Annotated in this window: 25 protein-coding genes; 1 reads left to right on the forward strand and 24 read right to left on the reverse strand. The window is 35.6% G+C overall.

All coding sequences use genetic code 11. The annotated features are described in order from the left end of the window. Positions 1-84 precede the first annotated feature (84 nt). The 16 genes from MKX45_RS08565 to MKX45_RS08640 form a co-directional block, all read right to left on the reverse strand. Positions 85-486 carry a cupin domain-containing protein gene (locus tag MKX45_RS08565; protein WP_015426703.1) on the reverse strand — a complete coding sequence of 134 codons (402 nt, stop codon included), beginning with the start codon at positions 484-486 and terminating at the stop codon, positions 85-87. 15 nt (positions 487-501) lie between these two features. After that, positions 502-795: an antibiotic biosynthesis monooxygenase family protein gene (locus MKX45_RS08570; RefSeq protein WP_057720806.1), complete on the reverse strand. Its 294-nt coding sequence runs from the start codon at positions 793-795 to the stop codon at positions 502-504. A gap of 12 nt (positions 796-807) precedes the next feature. Further along, complete coding sequence (locus tag MKX45_RS08575; protein ID WP_057720807.1) at positions 808-1,122, reverse strand: carboxymuconolactone decarboxylase family protein; 315 nt, start codon at positions 1,120-1,122, stop codon at positions 808-810. 25 nt (positions 1,123-1,147) lie between these two features. Beyond that, positions 1,148-1,516 carry a DUF2255 family protein gene (locus MKX45_RS08580; protein ID WP_340817030.1) on the reverse strand — a complete coding sequence of 123 codons (369 nt, stop codon included), beginning with the start codon at positions 1,514-1,516 and terminating at the stop codon, positions 1,148-1,150. Between the two features lie 13 nt (positions 1,517-1,529). Next, positions 1,530-2,282, reverse strand: coding sequence for an SDR family oxidoreductase (locus MKX45_RS08585; protein WP_340817031.1), 753 nt, complete (start codon positions 2,280-2,282; stop codon positions 1,530-1,532). A 224-nt stretch (positions 2,283-2,506) separates the two neighbouring features. Next, positions 2,507-3,880, reverse strand: coding sequence for an MFS transporter (locus MKX45_RS08590; protein WP_057720810.1), 1,374 nt, complete (start codon positions 3,878-3,880; stop codon positions 2,507-2,509). After that, positions 3,877-4,323 (reverse strand): MarR family winged helix-turn-helix transcriptional regulator, encoded by a 447-nt coding sequence (locus tag MKX45_RS08595; RefSeq protein WP_015426709.1) that lies wholly within the window; start codon positions 4,321-4,323, stop codon positions 3,877-3,879. The genes MKX45_RS08590 and MKX45_RS08595 overlap by 4 nt, the downstream gene beginning before the upstream one ends. 104 nt (positions 4,324-4,427) lie before the next feature. Continuing rightward, positions 4,428-5,267, reverse strand: a complete 840-nt coding sequence (locus MKX45_RS08600) for a thymidylate synthase (RefSeq protein WP_015426710.1) — start codon at positions 5,265-5,267, stop codon at positions 4,428-4,430. 95 nt (positions 5,268-5,362) lie between these two features. Next, positions 5,363-5,815, reverse strand: coding sequence for a hypothetical protein (locus tag MKX45_RS08605; protein ID WP_057720811.1), 453 nt, complete (start codon positions 5,813-5,815; stop codon positions 5,363-5,365). Between the two features lie 193 nt (positions 5,816-6,008). Continuing rightward, a complete protein-coding gene (locus tag MKX45_RS08610) occupies positions 6,009-6,410 on the reverse strand; it encodes a hypothetical protein (protein ID WP_227150039.1) in 402 nt (133 codons plus the stop codon). A gap of 40 nt (positions 6,411-6,450) precedes the next feature. Then, on the reverse strand, positions 6,451-7,128 hold the full coding sequence (locus tag MKX45_RS08615; RefSeq protein ID WP_057720812.1) for a hypothetical protein: 678 nt from the start codon (positions 7,126-7,128) through the stop codon (positions 6,451-6,453). A 42-nt stretch (positions 7,129-7,170) separates the two neighbouring features. Beyond that, positions 7,171-9,492 (reverse strand): cell wall anchor protein, encoded by a 2,322-nt coding sequence (locus MKX45_RS08620; RefSeq protein WP_340817032.1) that lies wholly within the window; start codon positions 9,490-9,492, stop codon positions 7,171-7,173. A 179-nt stretch (positions 9,493-9,671) separates the two neighbouring features. Next, complete coding sequence (locus tag MKX45_RS08625; protein WP_057719944.1) at positions 9,672-10,718, reverse strand: zinc-dependent alcohol dehydrogenase family protein; 1,047 nt, start codon at positions 10,716-10,718, stop codon at positions 9,672-9,674. Between the two features lie 111 nt (positions 10,719-10,829). Next, on the reverse strand, positions 10,830-11,099 hold the full coding sequence (locus MKX45_RS08630; protein ID WP_057719946.1) for a bacteriocin immunity protein: 270 nt from the start codon (positions 11,097-11,099) through the stop codon (positions 10,830-10,832). Positions 11,100-11,158: 59 nt separating this feature from the next. Next, positions 11,159-11,866, reverse strand: a complete 708-nt coding sequence (locus tag MKX45_RS08635; RefSeq protein WP_023164325.1) for a putative ABC transporter permease — start codon at positions 11,864-11,866, stop codon at positions 11,159-11,161. 116 nt (positions 11,867-11,982) lie between these two features. Then, entirely contained in the window at positions 11,983-12,918 is a 936-nt protein-coding gene (locus tag MKX45_RS08640) for a dihydroorotate oxidase (RefSeq protein ID WP_057719948.1), read from the reverse strand. Positions 12,919-13,058: 140 nt separating this feature from the next. Here MKX45_RS08640 and msrA point away from each other — a divergent pair, with 140 nt between their 5' ends. Then, positions 13,059-13,610, forward strand: coding sequence for a peptide-methionine (S)-S-oxide reductase MsrA (gene msrA / locus MKX45_RS08645; RefSeq protein WP_003130680.1), 552 nt, complete (start codon positions 13,059-13,061; stop codon positions 13,608-13,610). Between the two features lie 9 nt (positions 13,611-13,619). Here the strand turns inward: msrA and MKX45_RS08650 are convergent, their stop codons facing one another. The 8 genes from MKX45_RS08650 to MKX45_RS08685 form a co-directional block, all read right to left on the reverse strand. Beyond that, entirely contained in the window at positions 13,620-14,594 is a 975-nt protein-coding gene (locus MKX45_RS08650) for a Gfo/Idh/MocA family protein (RefSeq protein ID WP_057719950.1), read from the reverse strand. Between the two features lie 25 nt (positions 14,595-14,619). Next, positions 14,620-14,802, reverse strand: coding sequence for a hypothetical protein (locus tag MKX45_RS08655; protein WP_015426717.1), 183 nt, complete (start codon positions 14,800-14,802; stop codon positions 14,620-14,622). Positions 14,803-14,808: 6 nt separating this feature from the next. After that, entirely contained in the window at positions 14,809-16,680 is a 1,872-nt protein-coding gene (locus tag MKX45_RS08660; protein WP_057719952.1) for an ABC-F family ATP-binding cassette domain-containing protein, read from the reverse strand. A 103-nt stretch (positions 16,681-16,783) separates the two neighbouring features. Next, the gene (locus tag MKX45_RS08665) at positions 16,784-17,743 is read right to left on the reverse strand and encodes a LysR family transcriptional regulator (protein WP_015426719.1); all 960 of its coding nucleotides are present in this window, start codon (positions 17,741-17,743) and stop codon (positions 16,784-16,786) included. Positions 17,744-17,833: 90 nt separating this feature from the next. After that, on the reverse strand, positions 17,834-18,916 hold the full coding sequence (locus MKX45_RS08670) for an iron-containing alcohol dehydrogenase family protein (RefSeq protein ID WP_057719954.1): 1,083 nt from the start codon (positions 18,914-18,916) through the stop codon (positions 17,834-17,836). Positions 18,917-19,019: 103 nt separating this feature from the next. Next, a complete protein-coding gene (locus MKX45_RS08675; protein WP_057719956.1) occupies positions 19,020-19,556 on the reverse strand; it encodes a hypothetical protein in 537 nt (178 codons plus the stop codon). A 114-nt stretch (positions 19,557-19,670) separates the two neighbouring features. Beyond that, complete coding sequence (locus tag MKX45_RS08680; RefSeq protein ID WP_057719959.1) at positions 19,671-21,095, reverse strand: C69 family dipeptidase; 1,425 nt, start codon at positions 21,093-21,095, stop codon at positions 19,671-19,673. Positions 21,096-21,210: 115 nt separating this feature from the next. Next, on the reverse strand, positions 21,211-22,407 hold the full coding sequence (locus MKX45_RS08685; RefSeq protein WP_015426722.1) for a CCA tRNA nucleotidyltransferase: 1,197 nt from the start codon (positions 22,405-22,407) through the stop codon (positions 21,211-21,213). Positions 22,408-22,446 lie beyond the last annotated feature (39 nt).

Consider the following 22,446-nt stretch of genomic DNA (forward strand, 5'->3'; position numbering starts at 1 on the left):
ATAAAAAAAGCTCTAGCGGATAAAACTAGAACTTTTTCAATTTATTGTTCGGTTTTGCTGAATGTTCGGAAATACTCTTTTATTTTATAAGTTTTCATATTGTTCATCAGAAACTTCTTCTAACCAAACTGCTTCTCCCGCGGTAATGGCCACATGACTGAACCAGCTATCTTTTGTCGCTCCATGCCAATGTTTAACTCCTGCATGAGTAACAATCGTATCACCCGCATGTAAAAGTTGGGCCTCCTTCCCCTCTTCTTGATACCATCCCTCACCGGCTGTAACCAATAAAACTTGATAACCCTCTTTATGAATATGCCAATGATTACGACAGCCCGGCTCAAAAGTCACATTTCCAACACCAAAGGGCAAGTCCTTATCTGCAATCATTCCTTCTAAATAAGATTGACCAGTAAAATAAGCACCATAAGGATTTTTTTCTCCCTGAGGAAAAATAAGTGCATTGTCTAATTCTTTTTTATCCATTTCGTTCTCTCTTTTCTAATCAATCTGCTGATAACGAGTTACCTTTAGGCGCAGTTGATATTTTTCTCTCAATTCAGCAATTTTTGCCATCATCGGACTTTTATGATGAAGATCAATTGCTTCTTGGTTTTCCCATTCATCAATCAATAGAATTGCGTGTTGATTATCCAAAGGGACAAAATATTCATAACGTAAATTTCCGCTTTGTTGACGTATTTTATCGACGAGTCCAGAACTGACCATTTCGCCAGCAAAAAGACGGGCATTCTCACCCTTACCTTGGTACAAAATGTTGACCGTAATTGTCATAGCTTTCCCCTCTTATCCCCAAATTTTTTTAGCCATATTAAAAGCCGACCAAGCCTTTGGCCACCCCACATAAAAGCTCAGATGCGTAATTATTTCTGAAATTTCTTCCTGACTTATTCCATTTTCTTTTCCTTTTGCCATATGAAAATTTAATTGTTCAAAATTTCCACCTGCAATCAAAGCAGTAATCGTAATGACACTACGCTCATGTGCTGAAAGTTCTTTTTCACGACTCCAGACTTCTCCAAAAAGAATCTCATCATTTAATTCAGCAAATTTTGGGGCAAATTCTCCAAGTTGTTCATGTCCTGCGGTTTGTTTTTCCATTTTAACCTCCAAATTTTTAATTATTTTATCTTGTACTTTTTCCAAGTTCCTTCAAAAATGTTAGGCGCATCACTGTTGGTCTAAAATTTTTCTCCCAAGCAGGATCCCAGCTCTGACCCGCACGTTGTCGATAAGAAGCAATAAATTTATCAATATTTTCTTTATCCGTCACAGGTCCAAATTCCACTTGATAGACTTTCCCGTCAATGTGAATTTGCCCCTTACGTGAAATCATTGCCGAATTCCACCAACTTGACGCCGTCCCACGACCTGCTGCTACCGCTAAATCATCATCAATATAAGCAAACCAAATCCAAGCAGGACGATGTTCTTGCGGGTCTGGGCTAATATAAATATCTTGTAGCTTAGAAAACTTTTTTACATCAATTTCCATTTTTTCTCCTTTTTTACCAAGGTTGTGTTGTAGGTCCAACAGTAAACTCGCTGACGTTAACGTCTTCAGGTTGTTCAAGAGCAAAAGCAACAATGCGAGCAATTGCCTCTGGACTAATCCCATATTGTTCATAAAGAGCTGTCATTCCTTCTGCTGTTGCTTTGTCAGTGATTGTATTCAATAACTCAGTATTTATAGCAGCCGGATAAATAGTCGCTGTCCGAATATGAGTTCCTTCTTGAGCGGATTCCATTCGGAGTACCTCCATTAATTCACGAACCGCCCATTTTGTTGCCCCATAAACACCACCATTGGGATATGCTTTTAGGCCAGCAACTGAACTCGTTGTGATCACATGTCCTGATTTTTGAGCTGTAAATTCAGGCAGTACAGCAGCGAGCCCATTAAGTACACCTTTTAAATTAATATCTACCATATTTTCCCATTCTTCAACATGAAGAGCTGATAAAGGGGAACTTGGCATAATTCCTGCATTCAAGAAAATAGCATCAATTTTTCCAAAATTTTCTTTCGCATATTGTACCAACTTTTTATTATCTTCTGGATTAGTTACATCTGTCACTTGATAGATTGCTTGGCCACCAGCCTTTTTAATTTTATCAGCCAGCTCCTGCAAACGATTTTCACGTCTTGCTGCTAGTACAATTTTGGCTCCTTTTTTAGCAAGTAATTCAGCAGTTGCTTGGCCAATACCGCTTGAGGCTCCTGTGATTATGACGACTTTGTTTTCAATATTATTTGACATTTTTTCTCCATTCATTTTTAACTTCTATTTTCATTATATTCCTTGAAGTTCACTTCAAGTCAACTCAAAAGCTTCACATCGCTTTATCTTTTTGATGATTTTATTATAAAATATTTTTTAGCTGCCGTGAAATGCTTTTTATATCAATAATTATGCTTTTTAAGCATACTATATTAAACTATAAAAAAAGCTTCGTATCATTACGAAACTTTTTTTAATCAGATTTATTTTATCTTCTTGTTCAAAATCAAAGTATAGAAGACAAAATTAAGCAAAGCAAGACAAAGGAAAAACATAAATACATGTTGAGTTCCTGTTGTTAAATTACTTGATTTTGTTGCAATAAGACTAGCTGTAGCCGTTCCTGCTGACGCTGCAAATTGAGAAGTTGTAGTAAACCAAGCATTACCAGAGGCAGCTTTATCATGAGGAAGTTGAGCTAAACTATTGGTCATGGTTGTTGCAAAACTTGAAGAACGACCGATTGTGAATACAACATAAAGTCCCATCACACCCAGTAAAGTCAGATTCTTAGTAAAAATCGTTAATAAAACAAGAGCGATAAAGAATACAGTATTTCCACTATATAAAATTCCCTTGGCCCCTTTGCGGTCATAGAGCGCACCAATTGGACCTTGAGCTGCTGAACCAATTAATGAACCAGGCAATAAAGCAAAACCTGCTAATGTACTTGTAGCTCCTAACGAAACTTGTAAGAAGTTAGGAATGATAAAGTTAATTCCCAAATTGACAAATTGTAAAATACAATAAACTAGGACAGACAAAGTAAAAGTTGGGCTCTTAAAAACATTGATATCAATAAAATTCAACGTACTTGTTTTTGAACGCCAAATAAAAGCAATCAACCCCAAGATAAAGACCACTAACCAAATCCATGAAAAATGAGCACTCGAAAGTGAATCTAAAGCTAAAAGAGCGCTGGTCATTACTAATGACAAAAATATAAAAGCAATAAAATCAAATTTGCCTGGACGTATTTTTTCACTTTTCTCAATAGCCCAAGCTCCTAAAGGAAAGAGACAGATTGGGATAATCAAAATAATTGCAAAAATCATTCGCCAACCTAAAGTTCCTGTTAAAAGTCCACCATAAGTTGGTCCAAGCGCTGGGGCAATACTCAAAATCATCCCAGCAAATCCCATCCAAAGTCCTACTCTCTCACGCGGAATTTTAGTTAAGACAAGATTAAACATCAATGGAATGGCAATACCAGTCCCGATTCCTTGAATTAAGCGTCCCGCCATTAAAATAGTAAAATTCGGAGAAATTAAACTCAGTAAATCCCCAAGGGTAAAAAAGATTAATCCTGAAAAAAATAAAGTCCTATTTTGAAAACGTTGACTAATATATGAACTTGTTGGCATTACAATCGCAACAACTAATAAATAAGCAGTTGTTACCCACTGAACCGTACTCAGTGGAAGTCCGAAGGTCTTTTCAAGCGTTGGAAACGTGACATTCAAACTTGTTTCCGCTAATATCCCCATAAAAGCCACAAGGGCCACGGCGACAATTGAAAAGCGCGTTTTCGCGCTAATTTTATGATTGGCTGTATTTGTTTCTAATTCTGTGTTCATTCTTTTCCTTTCTGCATGCTAAAATTATTAAGAAATTTTTCAACTGCAGCAATCTCCTCTGCCGACAAACCCGCTAAAGCTTTTTGATTATGTCCTTGGATATATGTTCTAATTTCGGGTAAATATTGTTTGCCTTCTTCAGTCAATTCAACCGATTTCTGACGAGCATCTGTTGGACTCGCTTTTCTCTTAATCAACTGCCGTTTTTCCATACGTTGCAAAATTTCCGTTGTTGTAGAACGTCGGATATTAAATTCTAATTCAATCATCGTCTGACTGATTTCTTTTTCTGAGTCTTCTTCACTCTGGTTTCCAAGAAAATCTAATATTGACATTTGCTGACCCGTCAAATCAAGCTGAGCTGCAAAATTATCAAACTCTCGTGACATTTGATTACTGGCAACTTTTAAAAGTCGTCCAATTGCTTCTTTTTTAGTTCGCATACGAACCATTATAACACAATCTTTTTTGTTCGTCAACGAACAATATTTAAATTTTATCAATAAAAAGTTACTGACAGAGTTCTGTCAGTAACTTTTTAGTTAATCTAAATTGCCAAATCAAATTTTAATTGAGGTTTTACCGGTTCATAGTCCACAAGCTCAAAATCTTCTGGTTTAATATCGAAAAAGTTTGTTCCGTCAGGAACATTAAGCACCAAACGGGGCTCCTTGTCAGAAGCTGTTCGCTTAACTAACTCATTTGCTTGTTCAAACTGATTATCATAAATATGCAAATTATTTACGAAATAGAAAAATTTTCCAACTTTCCAAGAAAAATGTTTTGCAATCATCATTTGTAAAGCGACATATTGCATGGCATTAATATGATGCGCAACAAGCATATCATTTGAACGTTGAATAAGAGTCGCATCCAAGTAAATCTGACCATCTTGTTCACGGCGAACATCAAACATTGTTTGGAAAGCACAAGGCAAAAGTCCTTCAGTTTCCTCAAAATCTTCATATTGCCAAAGATTAATGATATTACGGCGATTCCAAGGATTTTTAGCTAAACCATCCAATAATTTTCCGATAATATTATATTTTTTAACTGTTGCCCCATAGCGTTGTCCAATCGTACCGTCGCCAATTCCCCATTCGCCCCAGTATTTGACTCCATATTTTTCTTCAAGAACAGCAAGTTCACTTGTCTGATCTTGATAAATCCACATCAATTCTTTAATTGCCGATTTAATTGGAATTGGACGCAAAGTGGTAATTGGAAACTCACCTTTTTGCAAATCATAAGTAACGAAAGAACCTGTTACATACTTACTATTTGCGGTTTGACCATCCTTATACTTGGGACGTGCATTTTCTGAAAAAACACCATTATCAAGGATATTTTGGATATTTTGTTTAAAAATCTTGTCTGCGTAAGTCATGAATCTTCCTATCTTTTTATTCCTTTCATTATAACACAGTCTGCTATTTTGATTCAATAGCATTTATCAAATATTTACTTGTAAAAAATAAGATACTAATTTGTATTCTTTCTTCTATTATCAAGAATATCAGGATAGAGTTTTCGCAATTTTCTCGCTGACAATAGTGCAAAAATAGCAGCTAAAACTTGTAAGATAAGCGACACCAATCCCAATAAGACCCCTACCGCTAACTCCAAAAGATTATGCGCCTGATTTGCTAAAATAATCAAAACAACACCAATAACACTCAAGATATTAAGACCATATACTAAAATCGAAGCAATACTTTTTATTTTTAATTTATGATTTTGGGTATGAAGAGCAATCGCATAAATTAAAATAATTAAACCAAAACCTAAAGTTAAATATTGGTCTGTAATAATTTTTGTTATTTGTAGCAAAAAAATGATGAATACAGCGATAATCCAGATTCCAAGAAAGATATTATATTTATATGCTTTTTGAATCACTTCTTTTTCTTTATTTTCGTCAATCTCTTCTTTCATTTTTCAATTTCCTGTTCTTTTTTTAATTCCATGAGAGCTAAAGTTCTAAATTTTCTTGCCCTCCTGATGTAAATCCAGTAGATATACACAAGTAAATTCACAAGAATTAAATCAGTAATATAGATTAACCAAATTCCTACATCACCTGAGTCGATGTAAAGACCGGCTAACGTTATCCCCACACTTCCACAAATCACAGCAAAACTATCAGAATGATTTCCCCTGTTTTACTGTCCTGCATTTGATAAAGTTTTTCTACCTTTTTACTATCTTCTAATTTTTCAAAGTTTCTGTAATTAAAAAAGTTTTCCGAAAGATATAATAAAATTCTCGCTAGGACAAAAGATAAGAGTACACAGACAACTGTTGTCAAAACCAACCATTTTACAGGAGAAATATTTATAGAATGATGTTCTACAAAATTCATTACAGAAGCTGGAAATGCACCAGATATTACGAAAATAGGAAGTATTTCCATACCCGTCATTTTTGACTTACTTTTTATATATAGTTCCTTATTTTTAACATCATACCCATATATATTTTCAATATCTCCTGCAATAGTGATTATTCGAGGAAAATTTTTATTTTTCATTTCTTCCCTTTTCTATGGTCGTATAGCCAATCATCTATAATCAAAAACAACTGTCCAATATTTTTAAATTTCTTTTTATTGATATGTACTCAGAAATAAAGAATGTACCAAAAAACGTTACAAATCCGAAAATCCACAAATACTTAATATCAGAAAAAAGGAAAAATCTAACCCCTATATATATTGCCAGAACTAAAGATAAAATAGAGATGATAAGAAAAACAAGGCGCGTTCTTAACAAATTCTTCTTCATATTTCTTTTTTCTCCTTCATCAACAGGAACTTTTTTCATTGTACTTTTTTCAAAAGATTTTACTGTTTTATATTCAAAATACAAAATATTTAAATACCAAAAAAGAAGCATACACAAAACTATAACGAAAACCAAAAGTAGATTGAGCAACTTTAATTCTCTTTCAACAACTTTCTCTGTAAAAAATGGAATACTCAGAGGAATAAGAGCTAACAACATTCCGTAGCTTGAAGACTTAGAGCTTCCTCCAATTGATAATGGATCAACCCTATATAATTCATCATCTTCATTCAATTGTTCCTGATTTTTACTTTTTTTATAAAGTTTTCTATCATCTATTTCAGTATAGTAAAAGAAATTCGGTACTTTCACAATTGGAAAAATAAAGTTATAGGTATTACTATTTTTTCTTTTTCTTTGATTTATCAGATACTTTATCATAAGCTTTATCATATTGAGAATCAATCCAACCTCCTATGAGAACGACACCAACAGCAATTAGTGCACCTAACGGTCCGCCCACACTTCCGAATGCGGCAGCAACTCCTGCGGTAGCAAGCTTACTCCCAAGTGCGCTGATGTTTTAGCAACAATTTCATCCACTGGTTTCCTTTGTATAGCCATTTCTCCAGCATCAAGTACGGCACCAATAGGATTCTCATGGAACATTCCGTAAGTGGCAGCATTAACTCCTTTTGTCAATCCATAATTTATCAATCCCCACTTTTCTGCGTCCCACAAGCCTGACCCCCAGTTTCCATCATTTCCACCATTACCTCCACTGTAATAATTATCTTCTGCCACAAGTCGTGCTTCTTTTGTATAATAAGCAGGTTGTGGTACATAAGTCGGATAGTAAGTTCCGTTAGAATTACTATATCCTCCTCCTGATGAATAACCATAACCACCAGAGTAAGAGTAGCCTCCACCGTAATAGCCATAAGTTGGTGCATAATAAACAACTGGCGCAATGTAATTCGGCACATACTCATAACCATTGGCATAGTAAGTCGTCGCATAAGGATTGCTCGTATTATAATAAACGATTGGTGGGACGTATTTATAGTAAACATCAAGCGTTTCATCGTGTTTTGGATAAAGTCCTGAGCGCGTAGTGCTTCCTTCGATAAAGTAATTGCCAAATTGATAAGGAACTTTCACCGAATAAGCGTGTCCATAAAGTCCCGTGGTGGATTCTTGACCGAGATAAACCCCGTCTGTCCCGTAATAATCATACGTAACTGTACTTTGGATATGATAATAATCACCAACTCTTATCGTGTTTCCTTTGGTCTTTTGGTTTTGCCAACCGTATTGATAATGTGGAAAAGTGCTTACTGGAACATTCCAAGAAACATTTGGAAACCAGATAAATTGATGTTGGGGAACGATAAGCTGATTGTTTTCGTCCGCATCATAATAGTTAAGATAAACAATATCACGAACTTGTGTGGTTAAATGCGCTTGAAGCGCCGAACCAAAGAGGTCATAGCGAACCCCTTGCGAATATTGATAAGAATCTCCACTACGTACTGGTGCTGGGCTGTAAAAATCATAGTCAAAGTTTGACAGAAAACCGACACCCAGATAACCGCCATAAGGGAGACTAGCTTGACCATTCAAGTCGGTATCAGGGCTTGTCGTATCATAAATAACACCACTTGAATCGGTCGCAAGATTAGTGGTCTTTGGAATGACCGTTAAAAGGTTGGCAAGATTGGTCTTGAATCCTTGTGCCATATCAATATCCGTTGTGATAAAAGAGGCGAGAACAGGGATTTGAAAATTCGTGTTATGGGCGACGATTTGATAATTGAGGTTGACATTATTTGCCCCGTAGTAGAGGGCGACAATCGAGTTTCCGTCGGAGTTGGCAATGTTTTGTTCGCCTGTAAAAGCCAATCCAATCGGACAGTCAGACGTACTTTCTTTGGGGGCTTGCCAGCTTGATTCATCTGTTGAAATGACTTTGTAGATCAAATCTAGATTGGTTCCGGCTAGGGTCCTTCCAACATTAGTAATTCGTCCAGAATCTCCTGCATTCATAGTATAAGTGGTCGCAGGTATGGTCGGGCCATCCGTTTGTCCAAAGTTTTCAGTACTGATTTGATCTGTTACCTGACCTGTGATTGGAATAACCTCTGTATTTGCCGACCAATGAAGACCATCAGGCGTTAAAAAGTTATTTGGCACAAGGTTGTTAGCCTTGATTGTAATACTGACATCATCCAGTGTGGACGGACCCGTAATATCATTGGCGACTGAACCTGTCGCAGAAATCGAGCTTATGACAGGGTCTTGACCATTGGCTTGGCTGGCAATTGAACCATTTGTGAGAGCAGGACTTATGATTTTTCCGCTCGCCGATAGGCTTGAAGCAATTGTGACATTTGCTTTTGATGAATCAAGAGGAACACTTGGGGCTTTTGAAGTTAAGGCCTTTGAACTCAATGAAGCTGAAACCTCTGAAGAATTAGAGCTTGCTTCTACACTTGAAGTCTGAGCCGAACTGGTTGAAGATGATGAAACTGAACTGGCATTTGGAGCGGTGCTTGCCTGTGAAGTGATTGAGCTTGCCGCTTTAGTTTGCATTTCTGCCTGTGAACTTTCTGTATTTCCTTCGGTTGTCGAATCAGACACGGCAAGAGAAGAATTTACAGTTGGATTGGTGACAGCTTCTGTTTGGTTTGGTGGGGTAACAGCCGAATTTTCATCAGCCTTTACTGCTAAAGGGTGACTAATCACTAACAAACTTAAAAGAATTCCAGTGCTAAGTAACCAAAATTTACTTGATGACTTCATCTGAAAGTGCTTTTTCTGATTTTCCAATGCAAAACCTCCTTTTAGTGAATGTTTTTTGTTTTCTGATTATTTAACATTATACGCTTAATTAGAAACTTTAGTAAAAATAAAGTAATCGTTTTAACTTAATTTAAAAACAAGACTTTTAGAATACAAAAAAGCCCACCAACTTTGGTAGACTTTTGATTTATTTACTATTTTCTTATTTATCCCTCTGAAATTCTCAATAGAGATTTAATTGCTGTACGTTGATCCATTGCTTCGTATGCTTCTTGAATTTCATCTAAGATAAATTCTGCTGTAAAGACACGGCCTGGATTAATCTCTCCACTTAAAACTGCTTCGAGTAAGATTTCCTTATCCCAGCGTGCGACAGAGGCTACTCCACCTCCAAGTTGAATATTTTTCCAAAAGAGAGAATCAATCCATTCATTATAATTAACATCATGAGGAACTCCCACACGACCTACTCGCCCGCCTGCTCTTACCGCTTGAAAAGCAGATTCAATTGCTTGTTTTGTTCCGACACATTCTAAGGCAGCGTCAGCACCATAACCATCGGTTAAGTCCATAATTTTTTGAATCGCTACTTCACCACGTTCAGCAATAATATCTGTTGCACCAAAGTCACGCGCAAGTGCTGCACGGTCTTCATGGCGACTCATTGCAATAATCCGTTTTGCTCCTAAAAGTTTAGCTGAAATCACTGCACAAAGTCCAACTGCTCCATCACCAAAGATAACCACCGTATCACCTTCATGGACATCTGCTGCTTTGGCTGCATGAAAACCTGTAGGCATGACATCAGCTAAAGTCGTCAATGAAGCCAACTGGTCATCAGAATAATCACTTGGTTGACCCGGGATTTTGACAAGTGCACCATCAGCATTAATCGCCCGATAGAATTCTCCTTGATAGCCGCCATTCACACCATCTTTTGCATTTGGACAATTGGCTTCAAAGCCTGCCAAACAAATTGGACAGTGTCCACAACCGTGCGTAAAGGGAACAATGACAAAATCTCCTACTTTAAAGTTTTTAACTCCGGTGCCTACTTCTTCAATCAGACCAATAGCTTCATGCCCTACCGGTCCAGGCTGACGTTCAGAAATCCCACGGAACCACCATAAATCGGAACCACATACGCAGGCACGAACAATTTTTATGATAGCATCTGTTTCTTTTACAAGTTGCGCTTTGGGAAATTCTCTAACTTCCATTTTATTTTTTTCGACAAAATAAGCTGATTTCATTTTTTTACTTCCTTTTCTTTTATTGAATTTATTATAAAATGAATTTTACTTTTTTTAAAATACTTTTTTAAAAACTCCTTATGCTTTTAAAGCATAAGGAGAACTAAGGGCTTATATAATGCCACCAACTCCTCGACCAAAGAGTTTGCTGTTGGAAATTTTTTGATAAAATTCAGCGACCTTTGGTGTAAGATTATAGCGTAATGCCAGTGGTCTTAAGGTCACTTCTAATTTTGCTAACTCATCTGCAAGTTGACCTTGATTTTCTAATTGATCTTTCGTATGAAGTAAACACTGGCGTTCCCATTCACGAATATTTCGGTCTAATATAAGATTATAGAGTTCATTTAAAATTTCTTCTTTTTCAAATGTTTTATTCATGACCTCATTATGCCACGAATTTATTTCTAAGGCTACTAAAAACGCTTACGATTTTTAAATTATCGTTTTTTGGTCAAATTCATATTTGGATAGTTTTTGAGAATTCTGCGCAAATTATAATGTTTTAATTTTAGAGGTTTATTTTTAAGTAATTCTAATACTTTTATCCGATTTGCTGCTGTTTCATGGTTTGCAAAGAGATGTTTAAGACGAAATTCTTTGATTGCTGCATTTTCTTTGTCAGAATCATCAATCGTAGCCAAGACTTCTTTTTTGGTTGAAATCGTAAAAATAAATGTTGAAACAAGGTCAGCCAGAAAGATAATTAATATCAAAATCACACCCCAACTGTGGGTTAATTCATTAAAATCATGAATCCAATTTTGAACAGGTGGATTAACTAATTTAATTAAGATAATACAACCTACACCCCAAAATAATGAAACGGGAACAGCTACTCTTCCTTCAATATTGAAAGGGAGAGTTGAGTAGTCCCATAACTTCATATTAAAGAATTTCTCTAAAATCCAACTTCCAATGAATTCAACGACTGTCACAATCACAATCGTATTAAGATAAAGACTGAATAAATTTCCGGTATCTGGAACTAAAAGTAAGACGGCAGAAACGCCAAAACCATAAACAGGGCAATAAGGGCCTAATAAAAAACCTCTAAAAACAAAATGCCGGTCTTTAAATGAGCAATAAAAGGTCTCCCATATCCAACCAATAAAAGAATAAACGATAAAAGTCATAAAAATTTCCATATATTTCTCCTTGTTTGTTTAATCTTTTACATTATATCATCTCTTTTAGTAATTTTTAAATTTCTTTTATAAGATAAGAAAAAAGCTGTTTAAATTCAGCTTTTTATGATAATTTTTTATAATGATTTTAATTTTCCATGGAAATCAGCAATTGATTGATAGCCTTTTTTATCCATAATTTCTTTTAATTCTTTAATAATTCTATCAAAGATTGCAGGGCCTTCTTTGTGTAAAGCTGTACCAATTTGAAGCATTGTAGCTCCACATAAGAGGTGTTCAAAGGCATCTTGTCCTGTTTCAATACCACCTGTTCCAATGATTTGAATTTCAGGTTTGAGTCGAGTATAGAAAGCACGAACATTTGCAAGCGCTGTTGGTTTGATGTATGCTCCACCAATTCCACCAAAACCGTCTTTAGGCTTAATAACTACGCTTTCTGCTTCTGAATCAATAAAAAGTCCATTCCCAATACTATTGACTGAGTTAACATAAGTCAACGGAAATTGATTGAGGATTTCTGCCATGATATCAAAATGAACGAGGTCAAAATAAGGAGGAAGTTTTACACCTAAAGGCTTTGTGAAGAAGGTAAAAACTTCTTTTAGGAGTTTTTCAGTGGCTTCAAAATCATAAGCAAGCTGTGGTTTCCCAGGGACATTTGGACAAGAAAGGTTCAATTCTGTAATTCCTGAAAAATTACTTTCTTGAATTTTCTTAAGCATAGCGATATTTTCGGCTGCGCTCATACCAGCAATGGAAAAGAAGATTGGCGCTTCTTGAACCTTTTCTTTTTGATTTTTTAAAACATAATCTAAGTAGTAATCAAAACCTAGGTTAGGCAGACCCATAGAATTAATTGAGCCTAATTCTAAGTCAACATAACGTGGGAGTGGATTACCTTCTCTTTTTTCTAATGTAGAACTTTTGGTGATATAGGCCCCTGCTTGAGAGGCTTTTAATTCTTCTAAATCCTCAGTTGTCATACAATGGACTCCTGAAGCGTTCATGAATGGATTAGCGAATTCCGCATTTGCAAAAGTTGTTTTTAGCATTAAAAAATCGTTCCCCTTTTCTATTTTTAACTATTCTATCACAAAAAAGGCAAATTCAAAATTTTTAAAGTTCGAGTCAAATGATGAGGTGGCATTTTTTTCACATGATATAATTAAATTAGAGCAAATGGAGGTGTAAAATGAGTACAGAACGAGCTATTTTTGCTGGTGGTTGTTTTTGGTGTATGGTTGAACCTTTTGAAGAACGTCCAGGTATTTTGGCTGTAACTAGTGGTTATACTGGTGGACATATCGAATACCCTACTTATGACCAAGTCCTCTCAAAAGCTTCTGGCCATACGGAAGCAGTTGAAATTTTATTTGATAATGAATTGATTTCTTATGATGAACTATTAGATATTTATTGGTCATTGATTGACCCCACTGATGCTGACGGACAAATTTATGACCGAGGTGCAAATTATCGTCCAGTGATTTTTGTTGAAAGTGAAGAACAAAGAATTGCTGCTCAAAAAAGTAAAATTGCCTTAGAGAAATCTGGAATTTGGGATAAACCAATTGTTGTTCCGATTGAAGAGGCAAAAACTTTTTGGCCAGCTGAAGAATATCATCAACAATACTATAAAAAAGATCCTAAACGTTACCAAGCGATGCACAAAGCACGTGAACGTTATTTAGCCTTACAACGTTTTAAAGGGAAATTTAAATTTTTAAGAAAAAACACTAGATAACTAGTGTTTTTATTTTATATTTGGCCACTCTTTACCAAACCATTCTTGGTATAGGTCTTCCACAATTTTGACTGTCGTCATTGTCATTTCTGGGGAAAGTTTTTCACTTTTTTTCTTGCCCTTATTGATCAGTTCAGCAATTTCATCAATCTCATAGCTGAATTCACTTGGCATTGGATGAGAAAATTTTTCAACCGTTCCATCATTTTTAATAAGACTGGCTTGGTTTGATTTCCAATAATTTGGAACTGAAATTTCTCCTTTTTCACCGTAAATGATAAATGTATTTGGTTTATCTAAGCGCGTGCTAAGTGAAATATTAATCATAATTTCTGCTTTTTTTAAGAGAATTTCGTAATCTAAATCTGCTTTATTTTCTTCAGAAGACCAATAAATTCCTTTTGCTGCATCAAAACCTGTTCCAAATAAGAATTGTAAGACAGAGAGTGGATAGCTGGCATGCATGATAAAAGCGCCACCGCCTTCTTTTAAGTCTAAGGCCCAGCTCTCCCGGTTGGTATGGGGTCTGAAATCATTTATTGCAAGACGAGATATTTTACCAATTTCATTGTTATCAAGCCATTTTTTGATTTGGGCCATCACAGGTAGGAAAACAGATTTTTGAGCTTCCATCAAAAAAAGATTTTTTTCATTTGCTATCTTGAATAATTCCTGACTTTCTTCAAGAGTCAAGGTAAATGGTTTTTCTAGAAGTACATTTTTACCTGCTTCTAAAGCCATTTTTGCTTGAGGATAATGTTGTTTATTGATGAGTGGAATATAGATTAAATCAATTTCTGCTGCATTTACTAAGCTTGCATAATCATCATAAACTTGTGGAATTTCTAATTCCAAAGCGGCTTTTTGTGCTTTTTCCTTATTTCTGGCGGCAATCCCAATAACTTCAGCTTGACCACTCTCTTTTACACCTGCTACAAATCTTGGAACAATTTTAGCGGCACCCATAATTCCGATTTTTAACATTTGGATCCTTCTTTCGTCTCTGGGTTTAAATACCAATAATCACGGTATCTACGGTTTCAACTCCTTCAGTGGTAACACGGACTCTGGCCAGATTTTCTACTGTATTAACATCAAAAAAGCGGTCACCACTGATATCGTTTTGAATGATTTTTACAGTTGCTTCTGCCGGAAATTTTTGTAAGGTTTCAATAAGTTCTTGCGTTGTCATAATGTTTTAGTCGGCCCTTTCTGATAGATATTCCCAACGTTCATATTTTTCTTCAAGTTCTTTTGTTTTGTTGTCTAATTCTTTTTGTAAGTTCAGTAGGAGTTCTGTATTTGAACCATTTTCATTCATTTCTGTGTCAATCTCAGAAATTCGCTCTTCGATTTCAGCAATTTGACTTTCAATGGTTTCCCATTCTTTCTTTTCCATATAGGTCAGTTTCGTTTTGTCAGTATTTTCAGTTTTGTCAGTACTTATTGGACTTTCAATTTTACTGACAGCTTTGTCAGCAGATTTTTCTTCCATTTTGACGGCTAAATAGTCACTGTAAGCCCCAAAATAATGATTAATTTGCCCATCTTCAAAGGCAAGTAATTCGTTGCTCACTTTATCTTGGAAATAGCGGTCATGAGAAACTGTCAAAACAGCACCCGGAAAAGAGCCTAGGAAATTTTCAAGTACGGTTAAGGTTGCAATATCCAAGTCATTGGTTGGTTCGTCAAGCAAAAGCACATTGGGTTGTAATAATAAAATTTTAAGTAAATAGAGTCGTTTTTTCTCACCACCTGAAAGTTTAGAAATCAGTGTTCCATGACTACTTCTTGGGAATAGAAACTGCTCTAATAAATTAACAATTGAAATATTTTCACCGCTGCTGTTATGTGCAGCAGATGCAACTTCTTCAAGAAAGTTAATCATGCGTTTATTTTCATCAAGTCCTCGAATTTCTTGACTGAAATATCCAATTTTTACTGTTTCACCAATTTCCAAAATCCCGTCAGTTAATGCTAGCTCACCATCAATGATATTGAGTAAGGTTGATTTTCCGACGCCATTATCACCAACAATCCCCAAGCGCGAATGCCCTTGAACGATTAATTCAAAATCTTTAAAAATTTGTCGGTCAGGATAAGAAAAAGCGGCATTTTTAAAATTAATTACTTTCTTTCCTAAGCGACTGCTCGCAATGTTGAGTTCTAAATCTCCTAGATTTTTACTAGTTTTCATAGAATCTTTAAGGTCTTCAAAGCGGTCAATCCGTGCTTGTTGTTTTGTAGCACGCGCTTGAGGTGATTTACGAATCCAAGTTAATTCAGATTGATAAAGTTGTTTTGCCTTGTGACTTGCTGCGGCTTCTCTTTCTTCATCTTCAGCTTTTTTTGCAAGATAATCTTGATAATTTCCTTGGTATTCTTTAAGCCCCGCATCTTCAAGTTCAAAAATTCGTGTTGCAACATTATCTAAGAAATAGCGGTCGTGCGTGACAAAAAGAACGGTTCTTCGAGAATTTTTTAGATAATGTTGCAACCAAGCGATGGTTTCAACATCGAGGTGGTTGGTTGGTTCATCAAGTAATAATAAATCGGAATCATTGACTAAAGCTTGAGCCAATTGAACCCGTCTTTTTTGTCCACCTGAAAGGCTTTCGATTAGAGTGGCAGGGTCAGGAAGTTGAAGTTTAGTCAAAATTGTTTTGACATCTGCTTCTACTTGCCAAGCATTCAAAGCATCCATTTCTGATTGGGCACGTTCTAACTTAAATAAATTTTCATAATCTAAAAGGGCTGCTTCGTAATTTTTAATTGCTCGCATTTGCGGAAGCGAATCATCTAAGACGGTGTCTAAAATTGTAGCTTTTGGATTAAAATCAGGTTCCTGAGTAAGGTATGTAATTTTATAATTTTGTGGATGATCAAAGGGCGTGCGGTCTCCATCAAATCCTGAAAGTCCTGAAATAACATTTAGGAGCGTTGTTTTACCCGTACCATTAACTCCCAAAAGACCAATTCGGTCAAGATCATGAATGATAAAATTGATTTTGTTGAAAACCGTTTTTTCTCCAACTGATTTACTTAAATTTTGTGCGATGAAGTCTGCCATTTTTCGTCCTAATTTCTCTTATATTACCTTTGATTATACCACAAAAAAGCCTGTCAGTAATGACGGCTTTAATTTTTTACTGATAAAAAAGCTGGATAGTAAACTACTTATTTCTGTCAGTATTTTTTTTACCTTCACGAACATCAAAAGGATGTACAATTTTTTCCAATTCTTTTAAATAAAGTTCAGCCTGATTGGTCAATTGAAGTTCACTTAGTGAGATCCAACCAATCTCAATATTATCTTCCACTGCTAAGGGAATGGCTACAATATTGTCACCATTCAAGTCTTGACTGACAATTCCAGTTGAAATTGTATATCCATTTAATCCAATCATCAAATTGAAAATGGTGGCTCGGTCTCCTACTTTAATGTCTTTTTTAGCATAAACCGTAGATAAAATTTCTTCTGAAAAATAGAAAGAATTGTGTTCTCCTTGTTCATAGGATAGGCGGGGAAATTCTTCTAAATCTTCTAATGTTACAAATTTTTTATGAGCTAAAGGATTTGTTGAACTGACAAAGATATGCGGCTCCGCCAAGAAAAGCGGATGAAAAGTTAATCGATTTTCTTTTAAAATCTTATCCATAACATTTGCATTGTATGAATTTTTATAAAGAATTCCTAACTCACTGCGCAGTGACTTTACATCTTCAATAATTTCATAAGTTCTAGCTTCTCGCAGAGTATATTCGTATTCTCCAATCCCCTGACTTTCTGTTTTTTTGACCATATTGACAAAGGCATTCACCGCAAAAGCATAATGCTGGGTCGAAATCGCACAAAGTTTTCGAGAGGGCTTTCGGTCCAACCACCGTGTTTCCAATAAATCAGATTGTTCTACAACTTGTCGTGCATATCCCAAAAACTCTGCACCATCTGCTGTCAGCGAAATTCCTTTACTTGACCGTTGAAAAAGCGACAAATCAACTTCCGCTTCAATGTCTTTAATCGCCTTCGACAATGAAGGTTGTGTAATAAAAAGAATTTCAGCAGCTTGATTAATTGAACCCACTCTTGCTACTTCAATAAAATATTTGAGTTGTTGTAAACTTATCGTCATTCCTTTTTCCTTATTTCATTTTTGACCTTGAAACTTTGATTCTATTTTTCAAAATTTCTGTCAGTAACTTTTAGATTCAATGACAGAATGTCAAGCCTTATTTTTACTGACAAGAGCTTCTAAGGCTTTGATGGCACTTATGATTTTTTCGTCAGTAACTTTTGAATCAATCAAACGATAAGATTCTACAGGACTGGCTGCAAATTTTGCTACTGCTTGCAATTTTTCCAAATCAAATGGCAAATTAATTTCTGCTAGAGAAGCAGGTAAATGATTTTCCTTATAAAATGGCAAGAGTTTTTCAATTTCTGAAGTATCTCCCGTATAAGCCAATTGTACCAAGACTCCATAAGCGACTTTTGAGCCATGTAAAATAGGATGTGTCTCTGAGCAAAGTGATAGGCCATTATGAAGCGCATGAGCCCCTGACATCCGTCCATAAGTCCCAGCAAAACCTCCAACTGTTCCTGAAAGTTCAATGATTGTATCAACAATTCGCCCAAAAGCTGGCGTCACTTTCTGTTCAGCCAAATCATTAAGTGCTGCTTTAGAATCAGCAAATAATATTTTAAAAATTTCCTTTGCACTCGCAAATCCCAAACGAACTGAGGCTGTAAGTTCTTCCTGTGAAACCTGACGAACGATTCCTTCCATTTCATACCATTTGGCGAGTGTATCCCCGATTCCAGCAACAAAATAATCATGAGGTGTTGCCAATAAAAAATCATAATCAACTAAAGTTAAATAGCTCACTTTATTTAAATAACCCACTTTATCAAAAGTATGGTCAGGGTGATAAAGAGCTGCAACCGGTGTGTAAGGAGCACAATTAGAAACCAAGGTCGGAATAATAATTAACTCACAGTTTAGCTCCTGTGCTACAACTTTACAGGTATCAATCAAACGCCCTCCGCCAATTGCAAGAAGGCCATCGGATTGACCAATTTCTTTGGCCAGTTTTTTCCCATTTTCGATAGAGGCCGAGCCATCATAATGAAAAACAGGATAACTTAAGTCTTTAGGATAAAAATCTTGAAAAACCTGAAAAGATTTTTCCCCAGTAATTATCGCAAGTTTATTAAAAGACGCAAGATAGCTTTCTAAATCTTGCAAAATTCCTTGACCACTCACATATCTATTGGCTCCGGGACGTACTTCTTCTGAGATATTCATAATTTTCCTCCTAATTAAGTAATTATTAGAATATTCTATCACTTAAGATTCCAAAAAACAACATTTAACTGAATAAATGTTGTTTTTATTGTAAAATCCAATTTTAAGCACTATAATTCAACGTTTTGATGACATTCCCCTTATCATCAGTCAAATCAACTTGCAATTTAGGTTGAGCAACCCCAGCTTTTTTCATTGAATCTAACACCTTATCCGCTACTTCTTCAACTTGGTCACCACTTGCTAATAAAAGGGCGCCAACGGTTGCTTTATTGAGTTTAGAGGATTCCAAGGTGTAAGTCACTTTAGAGCCAGTGCTCGTTGCTTTTGCTGAACTTATCATTCCTTGCGATTGACTCTTAATTACATCTGCATTTTCATTTAATTTTGTGGCAATAGCTGATGGTGTTGCCGATCCCATTTGACTCACTGCATCAGTCACACTATCTGCGCCTTCTGAGCTTCCTGAGCTTGGTAAAAATTTAGCAGCAATATTATCCGTTTGACTTGAAATGACTTGCCGACCAATCATGACTACTCCAAAAATAATTAAAGCAAAAAATATAACAATGGATAATAAAATCGCAAAAATTTTACCTCCTCGGCCTTTTCTCACTTTTTTACTTTTTCTAGAATTCATTTCTTTCCCTTTTCTATTTTTGAGACTTATTTAGTATTATACCATTTTGTACTTTAAAGAAAACTAAAAAAAGTAGCTTTTCAACTACTTTTTTACAATTTTTTTTAAAATAAATTAGTCATTAAAATCAAAACGCAATTTCATATTAGCTGAACCAAGAACGACCATACGTCCCAAAAGTTCCGTTTGTGCTTTAAACGCTACCTCTGCTAATTTTTCATTTGCTTGAGTCAAATAAGCAATTTTATCTTCAGCTGTTTCAAAATTCTTATCTGTCTCATTTTGAATTTCATGGAATTTTGCCATGGTATTTAATTCAAAAGTATTTCGTAAATCAACAAATAAATCATAATTAGAATCACCAAGAACAGCTGTTGTTGCGCTCAACCAGTACATATTTGTTGGATCATATTCTCCCTTAGCATCACGATAAGAAGCTGGCGTATCATTAATTGCAGTGTAGAATGGTACAACATGATTGAAAGTGTTTGCTCCAAAAGCAAGCCATTGAACTCCTGCTAATTCATCAGGAACATTATTTCTAACTTGCAAAATATGAACACTATGATTACGATTTATTCCGATTGGACGGAAAAGTTTTCTTTCTTCTGGACTATTTGTGCTGCCGTAAGGATCATATTTTGTATTTTCAAAATGACTTGATAAAACAAATTTAACATCTTCAACAGTAATTTTTCGACTGGCTTCACAAATGAATGGAAGTTCTTGATTTTGTGGATCTTCAGATGGATTCCCCAAGAAGTTTTGACCATACCAAGTTCGTGGATTATTATAAACAGAATCTTTGATTGAAGATGAACCAAAGATATGACGCAAATTATAATGACTTTCATAACCTTCAAAATCAGGATTTAAATGATTTGCGTCAATTAATTGTTTCAAATCATTTGAACACATATAATCATCATTATCAAATTTGAATTCATCAATATTCATTCGATTTGGCGCTACAACATAAGAATCATCAGGAATACGAACTGCTGCCCAATGATGACCACCGATTGTTTCTAACCACCAAACTTCTTCTTTGTCAGCAAAAGCAATCCCGTTTGGCTCATAAGTTCCATAAGTCTTAAGTAATTGTCCCAAACGCTCAACCCCATCGCGAGCACTTTTAATGTATGGCAAAACAAGTGTTACAAGGTCTTCTTCACCCATCCCATTTTCCACATAAGGGTCAAGACCCAAGATTCTTGGATTAGTAGTAATTGTTTCTGTTGCAGACATCGCAACATTAGCACTATTAATCCCAGCCGCTGGCCAAATCCCTTCTTTTAAAACTGCATTTGGCGTTGAAGTATAACGTAATGGATTTTCAGGTAAATCTAATTCTAAACCAGATAAAACAGCTTTATAATGACGAGGTTGTTCTTCAGGTTGAATCACAATAAAGCGTTGTGGATCCAAAGCTTCGTGTCCATCATCATTACGAGCAATCATGGTTGAACCATCAATTGATGCTTTTCTTCCCACAAGAACTGTTGTACATGAGCCTTTACGGCGATTTTCAATTTTCATTTATTTCTCCTTTATAATCTATAAAATACATTACTTAGAAACCAAGAAATTGTATTTATAATAAATACTAAATTTCAATTGGTTATTTGCCAAAATTTCTGTCAGTAAAATTTAATCAGAGCATTTTTTTAACTTCTGCAAAAATAGCAGCCTGCTCATTTTTCAATTCATTTTTGACAATTTTTTCTTCAATAATTTTTAAAATTTTACCAAGTTCTGGACCAGGTTCAAGCGAAAATTCTTCCATTAAATCTTTTCCAGCAATGACAATCTCTGATTTATCATGAATTTGAAGTTGGTTATTAATAGTGACAGCTTGTTCTCTATCAATCTTCAAACCATAAGCCACTTTCAATTCATCAACCAAAAGCACTTTTTCTAAACCAAAATGATAAAGACTCATCAAATCCCAAGAGTCAAGTTCATAAGCTGATACAAGGTCTGCTACAAATTTTGCAAATTCATTGGACACTTTCCATTTTCGCAAAAATGTTTTCACATCAACATTGGAAAATCTAGTCAGTAAAGCTGCCCATGCTTGCTCAGAATTCTGAAAATGGAAATCTACTGACAAGTCTGTCAGTACTTTTTTCAAGGCCGAATCTTGCAAATCTGGTAAATATTTATAAGCCCCTGATTTAAGCAGTAAGGTCAAACCATTTCGCCAATCCTGACCTAACAACAACTTATCAAATTCAATAAAAATTCGTTCAACTGAGATTTTTTCCAGTAAGTGAGCCGACTCACACATGGCTAAGAAAGTATTATTTTCAATTTGAAAGTCTAAAGTTGCTGCGAATCGCATGGCCCGCATAATCCGTAAAGCATCTTCATTAAAACGTTCCAAAGCGCTACCAACCGCTGTTAGCCTGCGTTCCTTCAAATCCGTCAGTCCAGCAAACAAATCAATAATTTGCCCGTTAACATCACAAGCAAAAGCATTGACCGTGAAGTCACGACGTTTTAAATCCTCTCGTAAATCTCTGACAAAATCCACATGATCTGGCCGTCTGTAATCTGTATATTTTGATTCTGTCCGAAAAGTAGTAATTTCATAATGTTCAGCTTCTGATTTTCCCGCTAAAACAAGTACTGTTCCATGTTCGATTCCCACATCAATGGTATAAGGAAAAATATCTTTAATTTCCTCTGGATATGCACTTGTTGCAATATCCACATCGTGAATCTCTCGCCCAAGCAATATATCACGTACAGAACCTCCCACAAAATAAGCTTCAAACCCATGCTCGATTATTTTTTCTAAAACCGGCTTGGCCTGTACAAACTCCTCGGGTAATTTTTCTAATTTCATATCTATTATTTTATCATTTTTTAAACAAAAACGGGGCAT

The sequence above is a fragment of the Lactococcus sp. FSL W8-0209 genome, from assembly GCF_038006585.1.
In the GTDB taxonomy this organism is placed as follows: Bacteria; Bacillota; Bacilli; order Lactobacillales; family Streptococcaceae; genus Lactococcus; species Lactococcus lactis.

Excerpts from the sequence above, each read along its gene's own strand:
- MKX45_RS08650 (WP_057719950.1), bottom strand. The coding sequence starts at position 14,594 with ATGTTAAAAATCGGAATTATGGGTGCCGCTAAAATTGTTCCAAGATTT.
- MKX45_RS08670 (WP_057719954.1), bottom strand. The coding sequence starts at position 18,916 with ATGAATATCTCAGAAGAAGTACGTCCCGGAGCCAATAGATATGTGAGT.
- MKX45_RS08570 (WP_057720806.1), bottom strand. The coding sequence starts at position 795 with ATGACAATTACGGTCAACATTTTGTACCAAGGTAAGGGTGAGAATGCC.
- MKX45_RS08680 (WP_057719959.1), bottom strand. The coding sequence starts at position 21,095 with ATGAAAATTGAAAATCGCCGTAAAGGCTCATGTACAACAGTTCTTGTG.
- MKX45_RS08575 (WP_057720807.1), bottom strand. The coding sequence starts at position 1,122 with ATGGAAAAACAAACCGCAGGACATGAACAACTTGGAGAATTTGCCCCA.
- MKX45_RS08580 (WP_340817030.1), bottom strand. The coding sequence starts at position 1,516 with ATGGAAATTGATGTAAAAAAGTTTTCTAAGCTACAAGATATTTATATT.
- MKX45_RS08675 (WP_057719956.1), bottom strand. The coding sequence starts at position 19,556 with ATGAATTCTAGAAAAAGTAAAAAAGTGAGAAAAGGCCGAGGAGGTAAA.
- MKX45_RS08610 (WP_227150039.1), bottom strand. The coding sequence starts at position 6,410 with ATGAAAAATAAAAATTTTCCTCGAATAATCACTATTGCAGGAGATATT.
- msrA (WP_003130680.1), top strand. The coding sequence starts at position 13,059 with ATGAGTACAGAACGAGCTATTTTTGCTGGTGGTTGTTTTTGGTGTATG.
- MKX45_RS08605 (WP_057720811.1), bottom strand. The coding sequence starts at position 5,815 with ATGAAAGAAGAGATTGACGAAAATAAAGAAAAAGAAGTGATTCAAAAA.
- MKX45_RS08660 (WP_057719952.1), bottom strand. The coding sequence starts at position 16,680 with ATGGCAGACTTCATCGCACAAAATTTAAGTAAATCAGTTGGAGAAAAA.
- MKX45_RS08595 (WP_015426709.1), bottom strand. The coding sequence starts at position 4,323 with ATGCGAACTAAAAAAGAAGCAATTGGACGACTTTTAAAAGTTGCCAGT.
- MKX45_RS08600 (WP_015426710.1), bottom strand. The coding sequence starts at position 5,267 with ATGACTTACGCAGACAAGATTTTTAAACAAAATATCCAAAATATCCTT.
- MKX45_RS08635 (WP_023164325.1), bottom strand. The coding sequence starts at position 11,866 with ATGGAAATTTTTATGACTTTTATCGTTTATTCTTTTATTGGTTGGATA.
- MKX45_RS08585 (WP_340817031.1), bottom strand. The coding sequence starts at position 2,282 with ATGTCAAATAATATTGAAAACAAAGTCGTCATAATCACAGGAGCCTCA.
- MKX45_RS08625 (WP_057719944.1), bottom strand. The coding sequence starts at position 10,718 with ATGAAATCAGCTTATTTTGTCGAAAAAAATAAAATGGAAGTTAGAGAA.
- MKX45_RS08565 (WP_015426703.1), bottom strand. The coding sequence starts at position 486 with ATGGATAAAAAAGAATTAGACAATGCACTTATTTTTCCTCAGGGAGAA.
- MKX45_RS08630 (WP_057719946.1), bottom strand. The coding sequence starts at position 11,099 with ATGAATAAAACATTTGAAAAAGAAGAAATTTTAAATGAACTCTATAAT.
- MKX45_RS08685 (WP_015426722.1), bottom strand. The coding sequence starts at position 22,407 with ATGAAATTAGAAAAATTACCCGAGGAGTTTGTACAGGCCAAGCCGGTT.
- MKX45_RS08655 (WP_015426717.1), bottom strand. The coding sequence starts at position 14,802 with ATGACAACGCAAGAACTTATTGAAACCTTACAAAAATTTCCGGCAGAA.
- MKX45_RS08665 (WP_015426719.1), bottom strand. The coding sequence starts at position 17,743 with ATGACGATAAGTTTACAACAACTCAAATATTTTATTGAAGTAGCAAGA.
- MKX45_RS08590 (WP_057720810.1), bottom strand. The coding sequence starts at position 3,880 with ATGAACACAGAATTAGAAACAAATACAGCCAATCATAAAATTAGCGCG.
- MKX45_RS08640 (WP_057719948.1), bottom strand. The coding sequence starts at position 12,918 with ATGCTAAAAACAACTTTTGCAAATGCGGAATTCGCTAATCCATTCATG.